Origin of the sequence: Bradyrhizobium sp. SSBR45G (assembly GCF_030159255.1) — a bacterium.
GTDB lineage: Bacteria > Pseudomonadota > Alphaproteobacteria > Rhizobiales > Xanthobacteraceae > Bradyrhizobium.
Genome location: NZ_BSCT01000001.1, coordinates 452,169 through 469,984, shown reverse-complemented (window position 1 = coordinate 469,984; position 17,816 = coordinate 452,169). Strand labels below are relative to the sequence as shown.

Genomic DNA, 17,816 nt, shown 5'->3' with positions numbered 1-17,816 from the left:
CCTCGAGGGGGACGTACTCATGGCTGAGCTGGACGATTTGATCGAAGAGACCAGGGGCGAGCTGCGCACAGCCTATGCCGAGGCTGATGGCAATGCGCAGGTCCAACAGGCGATACGCGATCAACTCGTGGCGCTCGCCGACCTTCAGGAAGACATCGCGCTCGGCCAGTTGCTGAAACGGGCTGCAATCCTCAACAGGCTCAGCGCGATTCTCGATGCTGCCATCGAGACCATCAAGCACAACATCGCGAACTTCTTCCTGGACGACCTGAAAGACCTCAAGGACAAGATCGACCAGAAATCCGGCAAGACACCGGCACATCCGTCATCGCCCAATCCGGGCGGAGGTCCTGCTCTCGACGTCGTCGTTGCACCGCCACCGCCGCCGCCCGCCAATCATGCGCCCACGCCGGTGGGACAAATCCTGCTCGGCCGAGCGCCGGCCGGTTTCCGCGATCCCAGCGGCCCGCTGGTGATGGCGCTGCAGGCGGCCCTGATCCGGTCTGGCCAGGCGCTCGAGCCGGATGGCTCGTTCGGCAACATCACGGCGGGCGCACTCCGGCGCTGGCAGAAGGCGAACGGGTTCGAGGAGCATGACGGGATCGACGCGGCGCAGTGGAAGCGGCTGACGCGCAGCGAGCGCGCGCCTGCGCTGTTCGACCTCTGCCTCAACATCACGGCCGACTATGAAGGCACCTCGTTCGACCGCGTCGTCGGCAATTTCGACGGAGCCGGCATCACGTTCGGACTGATCGGCTTCACGCTGGCGAATGGCGAGATCGGCCACCTGCTGACCAGGATCGAGGCGATGCGCCCGGGCGCGATTGCGACGGCGTTCGGCGCGCTCTATCAGCAGCTGATGTCGATCCTGTCCGCCTCCAGGACGGAACGGTTGGCCTGGGCCGACAGCATCTCGCTCGGCGCCAGCAAATATGAGGTGGCGAAGCCGTGGAAGGACGCCTTCAAGCGGGTCGGCGCCTATCCGCAAGCCAGGCGCGCGCAGATCGAACATGCCTATGACGTGTACTGGAAGGCTGCGACCTCACGCATCGCCGATTGCATGTCGGGGAAGCCTCTGACGATCCAGGATGCCGCCTTCTGGTTCGACACGGCCGTTCAGAACTCGCTCGACGACGACGAACGGGCACTGCTTCGGCAGGCTGGCCATTCTGCCGCGACGGGCAAGGATCTGCGCAAGGCTTTCGCCAAGATCATCGCCGACGGCAGCAGTCCGAAATGGCGCAAGGATGTGCTGTCGCGCAAGATGACCTTCGTCGACGGCAACGGCACGGTTCACGACTCGGATTATTCGCTGGACTGCTGGGGCATCAGCACCGCTGCCGCGGACGCCGCCGATCTCGCTGCGCCGTCCGCCATCATCGATCTTGTCAGCGCAGTGGCGGCGTCGCCGCAGGACGAGGTCACGGCCCCCAATGATGAGGCGGGCGAGGCCGCCATGGTCGGCGGTTCAGCGCCGCTGGTCGAAGCCGCGTCCGGCGCCAGTCCCCATGCCGGCTGGCCCCTCTATGCGAAGTTCGCAGCCTTCGTCGCCCAGCTCGGCCTGCGCCATTTCGACGCCGACGAGCTGCTGTTCCTCGGCAGCCAGAATGCGGGAGGCTCCTGCAAGGGCCTCAACACCTATCCGCCCGAAACGCTGTGGCCCAACATTGCGCCAACGGCAGCCGTGCTCGACAAGCTGCGCGAGGAGCTCGGCGCGCCGATCCGCATCCTCAGCGTCTACCGCTCCCCGCTCTACAACAGGTGCATCGACGGATCGGCCGTCAACAGCTTCCACATGCAGTTCATGGCCATCGACTTCAGCTGTGACAGCGGTTCTCCGGCGATCTGGGCCGCCAAGCTGAAGGAGTATCGGTCACGCGGCGTCTTTGCCGGCGGCATTGGCGTTTACGATTCCTTCGTGCATGTCGACACCCGCGGCACCAACGCCAATTGGACGGGATGATCGCGGGGCGTGCCCGCAATGGTCGGGGGCGCCTCATTCTCGAACGTCATCCCCGCGACAGAGATTCCATAGCCGCAGTATGGCGTGCGGCGGCACGCACGTCGTTCCGATCTCACCTTGCTACGTCGGCTGCGGAGCATGGGTCCCAAGTCGGCGCCGTGTGCCGTTCCGGTTTGCTCGCGAGGACGGGCGGAGACGGGGACAGCGTCGCCGCGAACTACTTCTCCAACTCCTTCGCCTCGTTCCACAGCTCGTCCATCTCGTCGAGCGAGGCCTCGTCCAGCGTGCGCCCCTTGGCAGCAAGCGCGTGTTCGATGTGAGCGAAGCGGCGCTCGAACTTGGCGTTTGTGGTGCGCAGCGCGGTCTCCGGATCGACCTCGGCGTGACGGGCGAGGTTGACCAGCGCGAACAGGAGGTCGCCGGTCTCGGCGGTCAGCTCGGTCGTATCCTTCTTGTCGAGCGCGGCCTCGATCTCGTCGGCTTCCTCGCGGATCTTCTGCAGCACCGCACGTGGATCGTTCCAGTCGAAACCGACGGTCGCCGCCTTGCGCTGCAGTTCCATGGCGCGCACCAGGGCCGGCTGCCCGGCCTTGATCCCGGCCAGCAGCGACGCGCGGCTGATCTGTTCCTCCGGCGGCCGTCGCGCGGCGCGCTCGGCCTTCTCCTCGGCCTTGATGCGATCCCAGGTGCCTTTGGTGGGCTTGGTGACGTTGCCATCCTTGTCCGGGAAGACATGAGGATGGCGGCGGATCATCTTCTTCGTGATGCCTTCGACGACGTCGCCGAACGCGAACGCGCCTTGCTCCTCGGCGATGCGGGCGTGATAGACGACCTGCAGCAGGAGATCGCCGAGCTCCTCGCGCAGATCGTCGAGATCCGCGCGCGTGATCGCGTCCGCCACCTCATAGGCTTCCTCGATGGTGTAGGGCGCGATGGTCTGGAAGGTCTGCTCGACGTCCCACGGACAGCCGGTGACGGGCGTGCGCAGCGCCGCCATGATCTCGATCAGGCGTGAGATGTCGCGGGAAGGGGTCATTGCAGGTCCTGGCAGCAAACGGCTTGGCGCCCCCTGTATGCCTCAAGCGGCGCATGCGTCCCAGCGAAAACAGCCGCCATGCGGCGGCGGCAGGCGGGTTGGCCCGACCGGACGATGATGCTAAGCGGGGGCCATGAGTGAGCAGAATGCAACGGCGCTGGTGTTGTTCTCGGGTGGGCAGGATTCGACCACGTGCCTCGCCTGGGCGCTCGACCGCTTCGCGCGCGTCGAGACCGTCGGCTTCGCCTACGGCCAGCGCCATGCGATCGAGCTCGATTGCCGAGCCCGGCTGTTCGAGGGCGTGAGGCAGCTGCGCGCCGATTGGGCGGACAAGCTCGGCGACAGCCATACGCTGGACATTCCGACGCTGGCTGCGGTGTCAGAGACGGCGCTGACCCGGGACGTCGCCATCGAGATGGGCGCCGACGGCCTGCCCAACACCTTCGTGCCGGGCCGCAATCTCGTGTTCCTGACCTTTGCCGCGGCGCTGGCGTATCGCCGCGGCATCGGCCACATCGTCGGCGGCATGTGCGAGACGGACTATTCCGGCTATCCGGACTGCCGCGACGAGACCATCAAGGCGCTGCAGACGGCGCTGAGCCTCGGCATGGCGCGCCCCTTCGAGCTGCACACGCCGTTGATGTGGTTGTCGAAGGCGGCGACCTGGCAGCTTGCCCACGATCTCGGGGGCAGGGGCCTGGTCGATCTCATCCGCGACCAGTCGCACACCTGCTATCTCGGTGAGCGCGGCGCTCAGCACGATTGGGGTTATGGCTGCGGTCAGTGTCCGGCTTGCGAGCTGCGGGCCAAGGGCTGGCACGGCTACATCGCCGGCAGCGCGCAGCCCTGAAACAGAAGCGGGGCCCGCAGGCCCCGCATCAGATCGGCAATGAAATCGATTTCGTTGCGTTCAGGCCGCCTCGTGGTCCGACGGCTCGCGCTTGCTGACGACGACGAGATCGGTATCGGACACGTCATGCGCATCGTCGGCGTCGCTGATGGCGGCAGAGGCCGCCTGCGCGGCCAGACGCGCGGTGATGTCGTCCTTGGCGTCGCGGCCGCTCTTCTCCCACGCCGGCGCATTCAGCACGACGATATCATCGTCATGGCTGGCATCGGCGTCATGATCGGCGGGCACGATCGACGGCGATTTGGCGTCGACGACGCGCAGGGCCGGGGCCTCGGCCGCCTGCTTCACCTCGTCGTCCGTGTCGGCGGCGGCAGGGTCCGCGGTGACCTCGGTCTCCTCGGCCACCTCCGGCTGAACAGCCTCGTCGGCGGCGTCCGCCGGCGCGCTCTCGAGCTCGGCCTCAGGCCCGGCTGTAGCGGTCTCGGTCGCGGCCGCGGTCTCGTCGACCGCCTTCGCGTCTGCTGCTGCGGCTTCGGGCGCGTGATGGTCCGCGGCCGCTGCAGGTGCCGGGATCGGCTCGGCGACCGCATCCTCATGGGCCGCAAGACCCAGATGTTGCGAGATTTCCTTGATGACCTTGTCGATCGCCACGAGCACGCGATATTGCGGAATCGACGTCATGTGCTGCTCGAAGCGCGTGCGCGCATATTGCAGCGAATCGATCACGTCGGTGGCGATCGACGACGACGACGCATCGGTGCCGTGCAGCGCGCCTGCGGCCTTCTCGGTCGAGCTCTCGATCAGCAGGAAGGCCTCGTATTGCGGAATCGATTTCAGCTTCTCGTGATAGTCACGGCGCACGCTGGCGAGCGTGTCGATGATGGTGGCGAAAGACTCTGGCGCGGGCATTGTTCGGCGTCCCCCTCAACTTCGGCAACGAAGATGCGCGGGACGCTACGGACACACTCGTGAACGTTCAATTTCGCGCAAATACGGCTCTTCGCGTCATGCATACCCGGCCGTTAAGAGGGGATCGTCGAATGCCGCGCAACCTGGTCATCGAACTTTAACGATGCACGGAACGCTCAAGCGGTGAAGTCATCCGGGCTCAGCTCGATCGGCCTGCCGTGCGGGGTACGGTCGGCGGCGTGATCCCAGGCATCGCGGTAGCGCGCGAGGGTGGTGGAGGTGGTGACGCCTTTCTCGGCCACCAGCCGCTCCAGCGTGGCGAGCCAATGCCGGTAGTAGGTATCCCCGCAATCGGCATCGCCCTCAGCCTGCGCCCGGGAAATCTCCTCGGCGAGCGCCGCCGCCCATTCCGGCCAGGTGAACAGCCCGCGGGCGTGCAGCGTGACCGCCATCGCGAACGCGTGCGCCTCCCACGGCTCGCGAAACACCGGACCGTCGGCATCGACGGGAATGCCGGGCAGCGCGCGCGTCGCCTCCAGGGCGGCGTGACGACCGGGCGCGGTCATGCGTGCTCCAGATAGGGCTCGAAGGCGTCGACCGTCACCTCGAGCAGGGGATCGGGCGCATCGCTCCACAGCTCGGCGCCGTTGAACGACACCGTGTAGAGCCATTGCGGATCCTCGCCGCCGCCATGGGCGTTGCTGTCAGGAAACACGTGCACGCCTCTGACGGCCTCGATCCGGCCGAGATGGCCGCGCACGTAGCGCGGCAGCCTCGTATGCGTCGGCGGATGCATGGTCCTGGCGCGGACGCGGTCGCCGACGGCGAACAGCGCCGGCTTCGTGACGTCACGCTCGGTCGGTCCGCCCCGGTGCAGCATGGCCGCGACATCGCCGGCGGTCAGGATATTCGCGACGGGCTTCGGTGGGTGCAGCGCCTTGCCGGCGGCCAGCTCGTCGGCTTCGACCAGATTGCGCTCCTGCATCAGCCGCTCGAGACCGGCGAGCCAGATCTGGTAGTAGCTCATGCCGAGATAGTCGGCGGGCGGGCGGTTCTCGCGCGCGAAGCGCGACGTGTCGATGTTCCAGCCGCCGGGTCGGGCCATCGCCAGGGTGATCGCCAGCGCGCGCCGTTCCCAGGGCGCATGAAACACCGGCTCGTCGGGCTCGGGGCGGACCGGACCGAAGCCGGACACGCCGCCCATGTCATGTGCGCCGTCCATCAGGCTTTCACCCCAGCGTTTTGCACCTCGTCCGGCCGCTTCGGCAGGCCGGTGCCGATCATGCTGTCGCGCGTCACCAGCGCGGCGAGCTGGTCCTCGCTCCAGCCGTCGGTGCCCTCGGGGCGCATTGGCACGACGAAGTAGCGGATTTCAGCCGTTGAATCCCAGACACGGATCTTCGTGGCCGCTGGCAGCTCGAAACCGAAATCGGCGAGCACGCCGCGCGGGTCCTTCACCGCCTTGGCGCGGTAGGGCGCCGATTTGTACCAGACCGGCGGCAGGCCGAGCACCGGCCAGGGATAGCAGGAGCACAAGGTGCAGACGACCATGTTGTGCAGGGCGGGCGTGTTCTCGACCGCCACGATGTGCTCGCCCTGGCGCCCGGCATAGCCGAGTTCGCCAATCGCGGGCGTGGCATCGGCGAGCAGCCGCTGCCGGTAGGCCGGGTCGGTCCAGGCCCGCGCCACCACCTGGGCGCCGTTACGGGGCCCGACCTTGCTCTCATATGTCTCGATGAGCACATCGAGTGCGGCCGGGTCGATGTAGCCCTTCTCGGTGAGGATGCTCTCGAGCGCACGGACGCGCAGCTCGGTTTCGGACAATTCCGAGTGATCGTGATGATGGTCGTGAGGGTGATCGTGGTCGGTCATCGCGTGAAAATAGGCATATCCCCCGGCACTGTCGAGCGGAGGGTTTCTCTGGTGGTTGTGCGTCGCGAGAACTCGCCGAGACTGTAACTTCATTTCGGCGGGTTCCACAGGTTCAAATCGGCGCCGAGATATGGTTCCTGGTAGACCATGCCCGCCGGGCCGGGGGCGAAAAGACCAGAGGATTGAGGTTCATCAATGCCGAACGACGTCTCCCGCCGTGATCTTGCCAAGCTGGCCGGACTGGCAGCCCTCGGGGCGGCCAACGCGCCCGCGCAAGCCGAGGAGGCCGCCGTGAAGGATGATTCCGGGCGTCGTTTTCCCACCGATTTCGTGTGGGGCACGGCCACCTCGTCCTATCAGATCGAGGGCGGCGCCACCGCCGATGGCCGCGGTCCGTCGATCTGGGACGTGTTCACGCACATGCAGGGCAACATCGAGGACGCCAGCACCGGCGACGTCGCCTGCGACCATTTCAACCGCTACAAGGACGACGTGCGGCTGATCAAGGAGCTCGGCTGCCGCGCCTATCGGTTCTCGATCGCCTGGCCGCGACTGTTTCCCGACGGCGGGCTGACGCCCAATCCGAAGGGGCTCGATTTCTACAATCGCCTGGTCGACGAGCTGCTGGCGCAGGGCATCGAGCCCTACGCGACGCTGTATCATTGGGACCTGCCGCAGGCGCTGCAGGACCGCGTCGGCGGCTGGCGCTCGGCCGAGGCGGCGAAGGCCTTCGCGCACTATGCGGGTCATGTCGCGCAGCATCTGAGCGATCGGGTCAAGACCATCTTCACGATCAATGAATGCGGCCGGTTCATCCCGTTCGGCTATGGTCTCGGCATCGATGCGCCCGGCCTGAAGCTGCCGCCGCAGGAGGTCAACCAGGCGCGCCACCACGTGGCGCTGGCACATGGTCTGGCCCTGCAGGCGATCCGCGCCAGGGGGCGGACGGGCACGCGCGTCGGCATGGCCGAGAACATCACGGCATGTCTGCCGGCGATCGACACCGCGGAGAATATCCGCGCCGCCGAGATCGCGACGCGCGAGATGAATGCGGGCTTCCTCAATGTGATCCTCGAGGGCCGCTACACCGAGGGCTTCCTGGCATGGTCCGGCAAGGATGCGCCGAGATTCACCCCCGATGAGCTGAAGACGATCTCGGCGCCGGTCGATTTCGTCGGCCTCAACATCTACGCGCCGCAGGCCTATGTGGTGGCGTCTGAGCGCGCGCCCGGCTTCGACGTGCTGCCGATGCCGGCTTCGTTCCCGCACATGAGTTCGCCGTGGCTGCTGGTCGGGCCGGAGACCGCCTATTGGGTGCCGAAGCTCGCCGCCAAGATCTGGAATCTCAAGACCATCTACATCACTGAGAACGGCACCTCGTCCGACGACAAGGTGACGGCGGACGGCAAGATCCACGACCTCGATCGCGTGATGTATCTGCGCAACTATCTCGCCCAGTTGCAGCGCGCAACGTCCGAAGGCGTGCCCGTGAAGGGTTACTTCCTGTGGAGCCTGTTGGACAATTTCGAGTGGGTGTTCGGCTACAAGCAGCGTTTCGGCGTCTATCACGTCGATTTCGACAGCCAGGTGCGAACGCCCAAGCTCAGCGCGTCCTACTATCGCCACGTGATCACGCGCAACGCGGCGAGCGCGTAGGCGCCGGCATGCGTGCGGCGCTGATCAGGCCGCGTATCGTCCAGTGGCCTGACATATCTTCGACCGACGCGGATACCGTTGATGCCCTGAGACCATCGCTTGGTCTCATGGCCTGAACGGGCGACTTGATTCCGGATGCCGGCCAAAGTCGCTTGCAAATGCGACGGAGTGCTTGCTATGGTTGTCTTTCGATTTTGAACGTAATTGCTATTCGCCGCGCAGTGCTTCTTTCTTCGTGGAAGGACTTTTCTGTGCCCCGTGACTTTTTTTGTAAGGCCCGTCCAGGCTGTGTTTCACCGAGTGGAACGGTCATCGCGGATATTCAGGCTGCATTGAATGCCATTGGGGCAAACGCCATGCCCGTCGATGGTCTGTTCGGGCGGCAGACGCAGGATGCGCTGTCGGCGCTTCAGGCGAGGCAAGGATTCCCTGAGACCGGGACTGTCGCGGATACGACCTGGACGTTCCTGATGCGCAGCCCAGCGCCCTCGATCTTCGAGCGATCGCTGCAGGTGACGGCCTCGTTCGAAGGCACGGGATTCACGCAGGTGGTCGGCAACTTCGATGGGGCCGGCGTGACCTGGGGCATCGTGGGCTTCACTTTGGCTGGCGGCGAGCTCGGGAGCGTCCTGGCGACCATCAACCAGCGCTATCCGGACCTGATCGCAAAGGCGTTCGGCCATGACGCCGACGAGGTCATGACCGTCACGGGCCCGGCGTCGAGCCCAGCCGACAAGATCGCCTGGGCGGATTCGATCTCGCGCGGGTCGAAGAAGTATTCCGTTGCAGAACCGTGGCGGACCTACTTCAGCGATCTCGGAAAATATCGCGAGGTTCAGAAGATCCAGGTCGATCGGGCGCATGACGTCTATTGGAAGATTGCCGTGCGCGATGCCAGTGCGCTCGAGCTTGACCAGGAGCTCGATTATCTTCTGCTGTACGACGTGGCTGTGCAGAACGGCGGCATGAGGTCCAAGAACCGTCTCGCCAAGGCCAAGGCTGCGTTTGCGTCGACGCGACCGACGACGGCGAAACAGAAGCGTTCGATCATTGCGCAGGTCGTCGCCGACACTATCGGCAGCACCTACAAGAACGACGTCCTGTCACGAAAAATGACGATCGCAACCGGAGCCGGCACCGTGCATTCCGCAAACTACACGTTGTCCGACTGGGGACTGCTTGACGGGCAGGTTGCGACGGTCGGCATCTGAGCCAGCGCAAGCCTGGCCCGGGCTGGCATGTGTCGCGACCGGATGATCTTGGGGAGGATGGACAATGTTTCTTCAAAGCGGAGACAAAGGACCGGACGTCCTGCAACTGACCAACGATCTGGTGTCGTTGGGCCTGCTGAGTGCTCCAGGCAGCATCTTCAATGCCGGTGTCGTGAACGCCGTGAAGAAATTCCAAGCTCAGAATCTCGATCCGCGGGGAGCCCCTCTGGTCATCGACGGCGAAGTCGGCCCGCTGACGAAATATGCGATGGACGTGGTTCTCGGCCGGCGCGCACCAACTCCACCACCCGTCACGCCGTCAGCTCCGGTTCGTACCTTCAGCGGCGGATCCCAATCCGGAAACGCGGCCCTGAAGGTCGCCATCGCGGAAATGGACCGGGGAGCCGGTGAGAAGGGCGGCGACAACCTTGGACCCGACGTCGAGAAATATCTCAACGGCCTCGTGCCCATGGGAAGCAGCTGGTGCGCCGGCTTCGTGTCGTATTGCTTCGCGAACTCGACCAGTGGAATTCCGTTCAAATACTCCGTCGGCGCGCAGGATATTCTCGGGCAGTTCAAGAAAAAGGGCTGGCTCTACACGGCCTCGGTTACCAATCCGCCGGAGCCCGGAGACATCATCGTGTTCACGCGCGCGACCAAGGCAGAGCCGTGGCTGGGTCATATCGGTCTCGTCAACTCCTATGCGGACGGAATCGTCACGACGATCGAAGGCAACAGAGGGCCCTATCCCTCGGAGGTCACGACCTTCACCTACGTGCTCGGTCGGATCGCCAATCTGCTGAGCTTCGGCCAGGCCCAGCCGTAACGGAGTTTCCGGCCGACATTGTCTGTGTTGCGCGCAGGAGCGGCTGTGATCAGGCGAGCGTGAACGCCTCGTGCACGGCCGACTGCACGGCACCGCCGGTCACCGCGCCGCCACCGGCGACGTAGATCCAGTCGCCCACGGCGGCGGCGCCGACCGCGTGGCGCGCGGTGATCATCGGCTGATGCCGCTGCCAGCTGTCCAACGCCGGATCGTAGCTCTCCATCTGCGCGAACACGCGCGGCTCAGTAATCTGGCCGTTGGCGATCACGCCGGCTTCGCCGCCCATCGCGAACAGACGGCCGCGATAGGCGACGAGCCCGTGCCCGGAGCGCGCGGTCGGCATCGGCTTGCGCGTCTCCCAGGTGTCGCGATCGGCGATGTACACGTGATGCAGGTCGGTGTTGTACTCGAATGTGTTGAAGCGACCGCCGATGACATGGACGAGACCGTCATGCGCGACGCAGCCAATGTGATCGCGCGCGCCGGGCAGGGCCTTGCGGCGGCTCCAGCGATCGGATGTGGGATCGTAGACCTCGTGCCAGCCGACGCTGGCGCGCTCTTCCTTTGGATCCGAGGCGCCGCCGATCAGATGGATCAGACCGTTCTGCGCGACAACCGCCGCCGCGCCGCGCGGCCGTGGCAATGGCGCGACTGCGCTCCAGCGATCAGATGCAATGTCGTAGGCGCTGGCATCGGCGATCGCGAGCCGGTTCTGCTCGACGAAGCCGCCGAGTGCGTAGACGCGGCCGTCATGCGCGACGACGGCGACGTGATTGGCGCCGCGTGGCAGCGGCGCTGCCGTGAACCAGCGATCAGCCTGGGGATCGTAGACATGATGATAGGTGCGGTCGACGCGGCCTTCGCCATAGCCGCCGATGATGTGGATGCGGCCGGCCCAGGCGGTCGCCCAGGCCATCTCCGAGCGCGGCAGGGGCAGGGCGGCACGCGCGATCCAGCGCCCGGGCGGCCCCGCCGGTGCCGGACTGTCGGCGACGCGCTGCGCGTCCTCGCCCGGCATCAGATGGTCGCTCATCGCACCGCCTTCGCGCAGCCGCGCGAACGGCGCGACGGAGGAGGGGGCGGGCGTGAGCGGAGGATGCGGATGCTGCTGTGCCCGGGCTGAACCGGCCGCGGCGAGGGCAAGGCCGGCGGCGAGAAACCTGCGACGGTCCATCACAGTCACTCCGCGGTTGAGCAGACATCCGACGTCTATCAATGCGGGGCTCAGCGTCAATCGGCCGGGCCGCCCATCACCTGACGTTGATTGATCATCCGCGTGGCTTCACGCGGAGATAGCAAAGACGCGATGCGGAAAGCAAACCGCGTGCGACTCTTTTGCACGTGCGAGCATTTCGAGGGGAAAGGGCAAGGAATTTGACGTAAACCGCTGGCTGCCGGCTCCATAACCGAGATTTCCTGCATGCAAGTTTCCATCGTTCGTCCGACCGCCCTCATCCTCCGCGCTGGCGTGCTGTTCTGTGTCGTGGGAGCGATCGCGAGCGCCAGTGCCTGGGCGCAGAGTTCGACAAGCGACGCGGCCAAGCCCGCCGCCGAGAGTTCTGCCGCTGCGCCGGCTGACAAGCCGGCAGAGCCCGAGGCGAAAGCCGCCACCGACACCAAGCCCGCCGAGCAGGCCGCGGACAAGCCGGCCGGCGCAGCGGAGCCGGAGAAGGCGGCTGCTGAAAAGTCGGCCGAGCCGGCGGCGGCCGCCGAGGCGCCCAAGCCTGTCGAGGCCGAGGCCAAGCCATCGGCCCCCGAAACGCCGGCCGATGGCAAGCCGGCCGCCCCCAAGGACGAAGCCAAGGCAGAGACCGACGCCGCCCCGAAGCCGGTCGTGACCGAGGCGAAGCCTGCAGCACCGGCGGTTGAGACGCCTGCTATCGCGAAGGACGTCCCGGCGCCGGCCAAGGTTGAAGACAAGCCTGAAGACAAGGCCGCTGAAAGCAAGCCGGCTGCATCGGCACCCGTCGAAAAGCCCGCCGCCGCGGCCGAGGTGAAGCCTGCACCGGCGCCGACCGAGACCAAGAAGCCCGAGCCGCCGGCTGCATCCGCAACCGCCGCCGGCACCAAGCAGGATGGCGCAGGCGCATCACCGAAGCCGGAAGCGCAGCATGCGCATCATCATCACGCCAATGGCGATGACGACAAGCCGGCCAAGCGCAAGCGCCACGCCGCAAAGAAGAACGACGTGAAGCGGGGCGGCGTCAGCTGCAAGAGCTTCCGGACCTATGATGCTGCGAAGGGGACGTATCGCGGCTATGATGGGCAGGTTCACACCTGCTCATAACCGCGCCATGCGGGCATCGCGCCGGGCCGCTGCTGATCGCGCAATCAGCGCGGCAGCGGCGATTGAATCCCGGAGGTGTTGCGGGTCAGGAACGTCCCGATGGTCGAGCCCTGCTGCTGCGGCTGGTTTCGAGCGAGCCCCGTGGTGGTCCGCGGCTGCGGCGTCACGATGATCTGCTGCGGCGGGGTCGGCGCCCCTGTCGCGCCGCGCGCCTGAGCAGCCTGGTTCGACATCCGCGATACCAGGCGCATCAGCTGGTCCTGGCCGGCCTGCAACTGCTCGATGGCGCGCGTATGATCGCGGCTGGCCTGATCCTGCGTGGACTTGATCTGCTCGATGCCCTGCTGCAGCTCGGCGATGTCGCGCGCCATCCGCTGCATCAGCGTGCCCGGAGCGGCGGGGGTGGCGCCATCCTCCGTCCCGCGCAACGAGGCATTCGACATCATGGCATCCTCGTTGCCCGGCTGGGCCGAGGCCTCCTCCTGAGACGTTTCGCTCGAGCCGGGCATCCAGCGATCCATCAACGACGTGCCGGCCTCGCGCTGTGACCAGGCGACGGAGCCTCCGACCAGCACGACCAGCAGAGCGAGACCCACGGCGTTGCGGCCGCGCAGCTTGCCGAGCGGCGCCTTGATGCGTGCCCAGCGGCCGCCCTCATGGCCGGCCGCGTGGCCGGTGCTCGCCGCTGCCGCGGCGTCCGCCGCCACACCCGGCTTCTCGATCGCCGCAAGGCGCGTGTCGATCCGGGTCAGCACCTCGCGCAGGACCCGCCGATACAGCTGGTCGTAGCCGGCCTTCTCCGGCTTCTCCGGGGCGAGCCCGATCTCGCTCGGATCGATCTGTTGCACATTCTGTGTGGACTGCATGGTGATCCCCAAACCCTAAACGCCCGCCGCCGACGCCGCTTTTGTCCTTGAATTTTCAAACGTGACTCGACCCGCCGCTTTGGCCGAAAGCAAGACAGCGTCGTGACGAGGAGGGGGCGTTTTCGGACAATCTTCCCCGCCGCCGGCTTGCTGAGAAGCGGGTTCCTTGCACGCGCGTCGACCTTCAAGGTACTATCTGACCCGTCATCTTGAGGTTGTGAGGGATTGGGGCGGTGCAGAGTTTGATCGTAATCGCGCGCGCGGTGTTGTGCGCTGCATTCTTGTGCGGGGCAGTTTGCGCGTCGGCGCAGGCCGCGCCGGCGGATGAGGCCACGCGCAAGGCCGAACTGATGGCCGCCTGGCAGGCCGCCAGCCAGGCCGGGACTGACGGCCCGAGCGACATCGCACTGATCGATCAGGGCACGCTGAAACTGCCGTCGGACTACTTCTACGTGCCGAAGAGCGAAGGCCTGCGGGTGCTGCGCGCGCTCGGCAACGTCGTCAACGACGCGACCTTCGTCGGGCTCGTCGTCGGCAAACGCCAGGACGACGGCTGGATGGTGGTGATCAAGCACATCAAGGACGGCTACATCAAAGACGATGATGCCAAGAACTGGAACGCCGACGAGCTTCTCAGCAATCTGCGCGCCGGCGCCGAGGAGTCCAACCAGGATCGCGTCGCGCGGGGATTTCCCGAAATGGCTGTCATCGGCTGGATCGAGCCTCCGGCCTATGACGCGACCACCCATCGCCTCGTCTGGTCGCTGCTCGCCAAGGAGAAGGGCCAGCCCGACGATGCGCCGAAGAACGTCAACTACAACACCTTCGCGCTCGGACGAGACGGCTATTTCAGCCTGAATCTGCTGTCCGGCTCCGAGCGCATTGCCAGCGACAAGGCGGTCGCGCGCGAGCTGCTGTCCGATCTCTCCTACAATGCCGGCAAGCGCTATGAAGATTTCAGCGCCAGCACCGATCGCATCGCCGAATATGGGCTGCTGGCCCTGGTCGGCGGCGTCGCCGCGAAGAAGCTCGGACTACTGGCGCTAGCGGGAGCGTTCGTCCTGAAGTTCGCCAAGATCATCATCTTCGCGGTGATCGGGTTCGGGGCTGCCGTCATGAACTTCTTCCGCCGCAAGCCGCGCAGCGACAATGCGGGCGGGCCGGCGTGAAGGCGCTGCTGCTGATCCTGTTCTCCGGCCTGAAGTGGGGCAAGCTCGCCATGAGCGGCGGCACGATGCTGCTGTCGCTGGTGGTCTATGCGGGCATCTGGGGCTGGCGCTATGCGGCGGGCTTCATCGCGCTGCTGTTCGCCCACGAGATGGGGCACTACATCGCGGCACGGCAGCGCGGCCTCGATGTCGGCGCGCCCGCCTTCATCCCGTTCGTGGGCGCGTGGATCGCGCTCAAGGATCAGCCGGTCGACGTCGAGACCGAGGCCTATGTGGCACTTGCCGGCCCGCTGGTCGGGACCGCCTCGGCGCTGGCGGTCTATCTGTGGGCGCGATCGGAGGGCAGCAATCTGCTGCTTGCGATCGCCTATTCGGGCCTGTTCCTCAACCTGTTCAACCTGCTGCCGATCTCGCCGCTCGATGGCGGCCGCGTGACCAGCGTCCTCAGCCCGCGCATCTGGTTTCTCGGCGTGCCCCTGCTGCTCGCCTTGATGTTCTACCGGCCGAGCCCGATGCTCATCATCATCGCAGTCCTCGCGGCGCCGCAAGTGATGAAGGCGTGGCGCTATGATCCCTCCGCGCCCGAGAACGTCGCGTATTACGGCACGACGTTGCAGACCAAGCTGGAATATGCCGGCACCTATCTGGCGCTCGCGGCGCTGCTCGCCGTGATGACCTACGACGTCCACGAGATGCTGGGTCAATAGCGGCAGCCGACCTCGCGATGAAGGCGCTGCAGCAATCGCGAGGCTCCGGGCCCGGGATGGCGCTGCAGTGCAGCGCATGCCGTCGCGTGGAAGGTCCACGGCAGAGCAGGAACAAAGCTCCGCCGCCGGGCTTTCGCTGAATCGTGTCGCCGCTGTCGCGAGACGTTCGCAGCGACATCATGCTGAAAATGCAGAGCCGGGCCTGCGCGGCGCACTTGCTCACGACGGAATGCACGATCACACTCTCGGTGCCCGTCAGAGGCACATAAGAGATTCGGGAGGTTTCATGATGTCGCTCAAGTCGGTCTTGCTTGCGGGCTGCGCAACCGCGCTCATTTCCTCGGCCGCCTCGGCGGCGGATCCGATCCGGATCGGCGTGATCGCCGAAGCGCAGGCGGTGGCCGGCTCGTCGATCGCACCCGCAGCGCAGCTGGCTGCCGAGGAGATCAATGCCAAGGGCGGCATCGACGGCCGCAAGATCGAGATCGTCGTCTATGACAATCATTCCTCGTCGGCGGAGTCGGTGCGCGCCTTCCAGCGCGCGGTCAGCGAGGACAAGGTCAACGCCGTCATCGCGAGCTACATTTCCGAGGTCGTGCTGGCGCTGGAGCCGTGGGCAGGGCGCCTCAAGACGCTGATGATCACGCCCGGTGCCGCGTCCGACGTCATCACCCAGAACATCGCCAAGAACTACGACCAGCTCAAATACACGTTCCACGGCTACCTGACCTCGACCTCGCTGGCCGGCCTCGTCTGCGACGCCGCCAAGGATCTGCTAGTCGAGCCCTACAAGATGAAGACCGCCGTGATCATGAGCGAGGACGCGGCGTGGACGACGCCGCTCGATGCGGGCTACGAGAAGTGCCTGCCTGAGATCGGGCTCAAGGTCGTCGACCACATCCGCATGTCGCCGGATACGACCGACTTCACGCCGATCTTCAACAAGATCGAAGGCCTGAAGCCGGACGTCATGATCACCGGCATCTCGCATGTCGGCACCCAGCCGACGGTGCAGTGGAAGAGCCAGCAGGTGCCGATCCCGATGTTCGGCATCTCCTCGCAGGCCACCAACTCGACGTTCTGGAAGGACACCAACGGCGCCGTCGAGGGCGTGTTCTACAATGCCGTGTCGGGACCCGGCGTTGCCGTGACGCCGAAGACGCTGCCCTTCGTCGAGGCCTATCAGAAGAAGTTCGGCAACTTCCCGTCCTATGCCGGCTACACGTCCTACGACGACGTTTACATGATCGCGGACGCGATCCATCGCGCCGGCGGCACCGATCCCGACAAGATGGTCGAGGCGATGGAGGCGACCGACTATGTCGGCACCATCGGCCGCATCGCGTTCAAGCCGAAGGGCGATGCGAACCCGCATGCGCTGCGGACGGGGAAGGGCTACATCACCGGGCTGATGCTGCAGTGGCAGAGCGGCAAGCAGGTCAATGTCTGGCCGAAGGAACTCGCGGCCGGCACGATCACCTGGCCGTCCTTCATCAAGCTCAAGGCGGCCAGCAACTGACGCATCGCGGGGCCGCTCGAACGAGCGGCCCATTTTTTGGGTGCCTCAGTCCGACGTTTTAGGTTTTCAATGCTGTTCTGGCAGATCTTGATTGATGGCTTCGCCATCAGCGCGCTGTATGCGCTCGGCGCGACCGGCTTCACGCTCATCTTCGGTGTCTCGGGCGTGCTCAACCTCTCTCACGGCGCCATCATGGTCGGCGCCGCGGTCGCAGCCTGGGCTGCCGCGAGCGAATTCGGCGTCGGGCCCTATACCGGCGCGCTGATTGGCATCATCGCCGGCTTCATTTTGGCCTTCGCCACCTATTTCATCGCCGTGAGGCCGATCCAGCGCTCCAAGGTGATCGCGGAATCGGAGAAGGAGATCTTCATCCTGACTGCGACGCTGCTCTGGGGCATCATCATCCAGGAGGCGATCGCCTATGCCTTCACCAACAACGCCAAGACCGTGCTGCCGATCGTCGAAGGCGTGACCACGGTGCTCGGCGTGCGGACGCCGCGCAACGAATACTTCACGGCCGTGATCTGCTGGGTCGCGATCGGGTTGTTGTGGTTTCTCGTCAACCGCACCCGGCGCGGCAAGGCGGTGATGGCGGCATCGATGAACCCGCGCGGCGTCACCTTGCTGGGCATCGAGCTGTCGTCGATCTATCTCACCGTCTGGGCCATCTACGGCCTGCTGGCGGGCGTCGCCGGCATCCTGCTCGGCATGTTCCTAGGAGTCAGCTCCTACAGCGTCGGGCCGCTGACGGCGAGCGCATTCTCGATCGTGGTGCTCGGCGGCCTCGGCAGCGTCTCCGGCTCGCTGATTGCGGCCTATGTCGTCGGCTATCTCGAGACCGGCACGGCCTATCTGATCTCGCCCGCCTATCGAACCATTCCAGCGCTGCTGCTGCTCGTCGTCGTCATGTATCTGCGCCCGCAAGGGCTGTTCGGACGGAGGTGA

The 17,816-nt window shown here is 65.7% G+C and carries 18 protein-coding genes; 10 read left to right on the top strand and 8 right to left on the bottom strand.

From position 1 onward, the window contains the following. Positions 1 to 19 precede the first annotated feature (19 nt). Complete coding sequence (locus QQL87_RS02195; RefSeq protein ID WP_284416020.1) at positions 20 to 1,963, top strand: D-Ala-D-Ala carboxypeptidase family metallohydrolase; 1,944 nt, start codon at positions 20 to 22, stop codon at positions 1,961 to 1,963. Between the two features lie 217 nt (positions 1,964 to 2,180). Here the strand turns inward: QQL87_RS02195 and mazG are convergent, their stop codons facing one another. Continuing rightward, on the bottom strand, positions 2,181 to 2,999 hold the full coding sequence (mazG, locus tag QQL87_RS02190; RefSeq protein WP_284416021.1) for a nucleoside triphosphate pyrophosphohydrolase: 819 nt from the start codon (positions 2,997 to 2,999) through the stop codon (positions 2,181 to 2,183). A gap of 133 nt (positions 3,000 to 3,132) precedes the next feature. On the opposite strand from mazG, the gene queC reads away from it, so the two are divergent. Continuing rightward, on the top strand, positions 3,133 to 3,849 hold the full coding sequence (gene queC / locus QQL87_RS02185) for a 7-cyano-7-deazaguanine synthase QueC (protein WP_284416022.1): 717 nt from the start codon (positions 3,133 to 3,135) through the stop codon (positions 3,847 to 3,849). Positions 3,850 to 3,909: 60 nt separating this feature from the next. Here the strand turns inward: queC and QQL87_RS02180 are convergent, their stop codons facing one another. The 4 genes from QQL87_RS02180 to nthA all read right to left on the bottom strand — a co-directional run bounded on the left by QQL87_RS02180 (position 3,910) and on the right by nthA (position 6,630). Next, positions 3,910 to 4,758, bottom strand: a complete 849-nt coding sequence (locus tag QQL87_RS02180; RefSeq protein ID WP_284416023.1) for a hypothetical protein — start codon at positions 4,756 to 4,758, stop codon at positions 3,910 to 3,912. A gap of 176 nt (positions 4,759 to 4,934) precedes the next feature. Beyond that, positions 4,935 to 5,324 (bottom strand): nitrile hydratase accessory protein, encoded by a 390-nt coding sequence (locus QQL87_RS02175; protein ID WP_284416024.1) that lies wholly within the window; start codon positions 5,322 to 5,324, stop codon positions 4,935 to 4,937. After that, positions 5,321 to 5,980 (bottom strand): nitrile hydratase subunit beta, encoded by a 660-nt coding sequence (gene nthB / locus QQL87_RS02170; protein ID WP_284416025.1) that lies wholly within the window; start codon positions 5,978 to 5,980, stop codon positions 5,321 to 5,323. Before nthB ends, QQL87_RS02175 begins: the two co-directional genes overlap by 4 nt. Next, positions 5,980 to 6,630 carry a nitrile hydratase subunit alpha gene (nthA, locus tag QQL87_RS02165; protein WP_284416435.1) on the bottom strand — a complete coding sequence of 217 codons (651 nt, stop codon included), beginning with the start codon at positions 6,628 to 6,630 and terminating at the stop codon, positions 5,980 to 5,982. Before nthA ends, nthB begins: the two co-directional genes overlap by 1 nt. A gap of 195 nt (positions 6,631 to 6,825) precedes the next feature. Between nthA and QQL87_RS02160 the strand changes: the two genes are divergently transcribed. The 3 genes from QQL87_RS02160 to QQL87_RS02150 all read left to right on the top strand — a co-directional run bounded on the left by QQL87_RS02160 (position 6,826) and on the right by QQL87_RS02150 (position 10,323). Next, a complete protein-coding gene (locus QQL87_RS02160) occupies positions 6,826 to 8,286 on the top strand; it encodes a GH1 family beta-glucosidase (RefSeq protein ID WP_284416026.1) in 1,461 nt (486 codons plus the stop codon). A 158-nt stretch (positions 8,287 to 8,444) separates the two neighbouring features. Then, positions 8,445 to 9,497, top strand: coding sequence for a peptidoglycan-binding protein (locus tag QQL87_RS02155; protein WP_284416436.1), 1,053 nt, complete (start codon positions 8,445 to 8,447; stop codon positions 9,495 to 9,497). Between the two features lie 64 nt (positions 9,498 to 9,561). Then, positions 9,562 to 10,323, top strand: coding sequence for a CHAP domain-containing protein (locus QQL87_RS02150; protein WP_284416027.1), 762 nt, complete (start codon positions 9,562 to 9,564; stop codon positions 10,321 to 10,323). Positions 10,324 to 10,372: 49 nt separating this feature from the next. On the opposite strand, the gene QQL87_RS02145 is transcribed toward QQL87_RS02150, so the two are convergent. Then, entirely contained in the window at positions 10,373 to 11,497 is a 1,125-nt protein-coding gene (locus tag QQL87_RS02145) for a Kelch repeat-containing protein (RefSeq protein ID WP_284416028.1), read from the bottom strand. 56 nt (positions 11,498 to 11,553) lie between these two features. Then, a complete protein-coding gene (locus QQL87_RS02140) occupies positions 11,554 to 11,745 on the bottom strand; it encodes a hypothetical protein (RefSeq protein WP_284416029.1) in 192 nt (63 codons plus the stop codon). Between QQL87_RS02140 and QQL87_RS02135 the strand changes: the two genes are divergently transcribed. Continuing rightward, on the top strand, positions 11,744 to 12,610 hold the full coding sequence (locus QQL87_RS02135) for a BA14K family protein (RefSeq protein WP_284416030.1): 867 nt from the start codon (positions 11,744 to 11,746) through the stop codon (positions 12,608 to 12,610). The two genes, QQL87_RS02140 and QQL87_RS02135, sit on opposite strands and share 2 nt — an antisense overlap. Before the next feature lie 44 nt (positions 12,611 to 12,654). Here QQL87_RS02135 and QQL87_RS02130 read toward each other — a convergent pair whose 3' ends face one another. Further along, a complete protein-coding gene (locus QQL87_RS02130; RefSeq protein WP_284416031.1) occupies positions 12,655 to 13,476 on the bottom strand; it encodes a hypothetical protein in 822 nt (273 codons plus the stop codon). Positions 13,477 to 13,709: 233 nt separating this feature from the next. On the opposite strand from QQL87_RS02130, the gene QQL87_RS02125 reads away from it, so the two are divergent. From QQL87_RS02125 to QQL87_RS02110, 4 genes are all read left to right on the top strand, one after another. Further along, a complete protein-coding gene (locus QQL87_RS02125; RefSeq protein ID WP_284416032.1) occupies positions 13,710 to 14,645 on the top strand; it encodes a DUF2167 domain-containing protein in 936 nt (311 codons plus the stop codon). Continuing rightward, positions 14,642 to 15,352 carry a site-2 protease family protein gene (locus QQL87_RS02120; RefSeq protein ID WP_284416033.1) on the top strand — a complete coding sequence of 237 codons (711 nt, stop codon included), beginning with the start codon at positions 14,642 to 14,644 and terminating at the stop codon, positions 15,350 to 15,352. The genes QQL87_RS02125 and QQL87_RS02120 overlap by 4 nt, the downstream gene beginning before the upstream one ends. A 286-nt stretch (positions 15,353 to 15,638) precedes the next feature. Continuing rightward, on the top strand, positions 15,639 to 16,871 hold the full coding sequence (locus tag QQL87_RS02115) for an ABC transporter substrate-binding protein (protein ID WP_284416034.1): 1,233 nt from the start codon (positions 15,639 to 15,641) through the stop codon (positions 16,869 to 16,871). 69 nt (positions 16,872 to 16,940) lie between these two features. Beyond that, entirely contained in the window at positions 16,941 to 17,816 is an 876-nt protein-coding gene (locus QQL87_RS02110) for a branched-chain amino acid ABC transporter permease (protein WP_284416035.1), read from the top strand.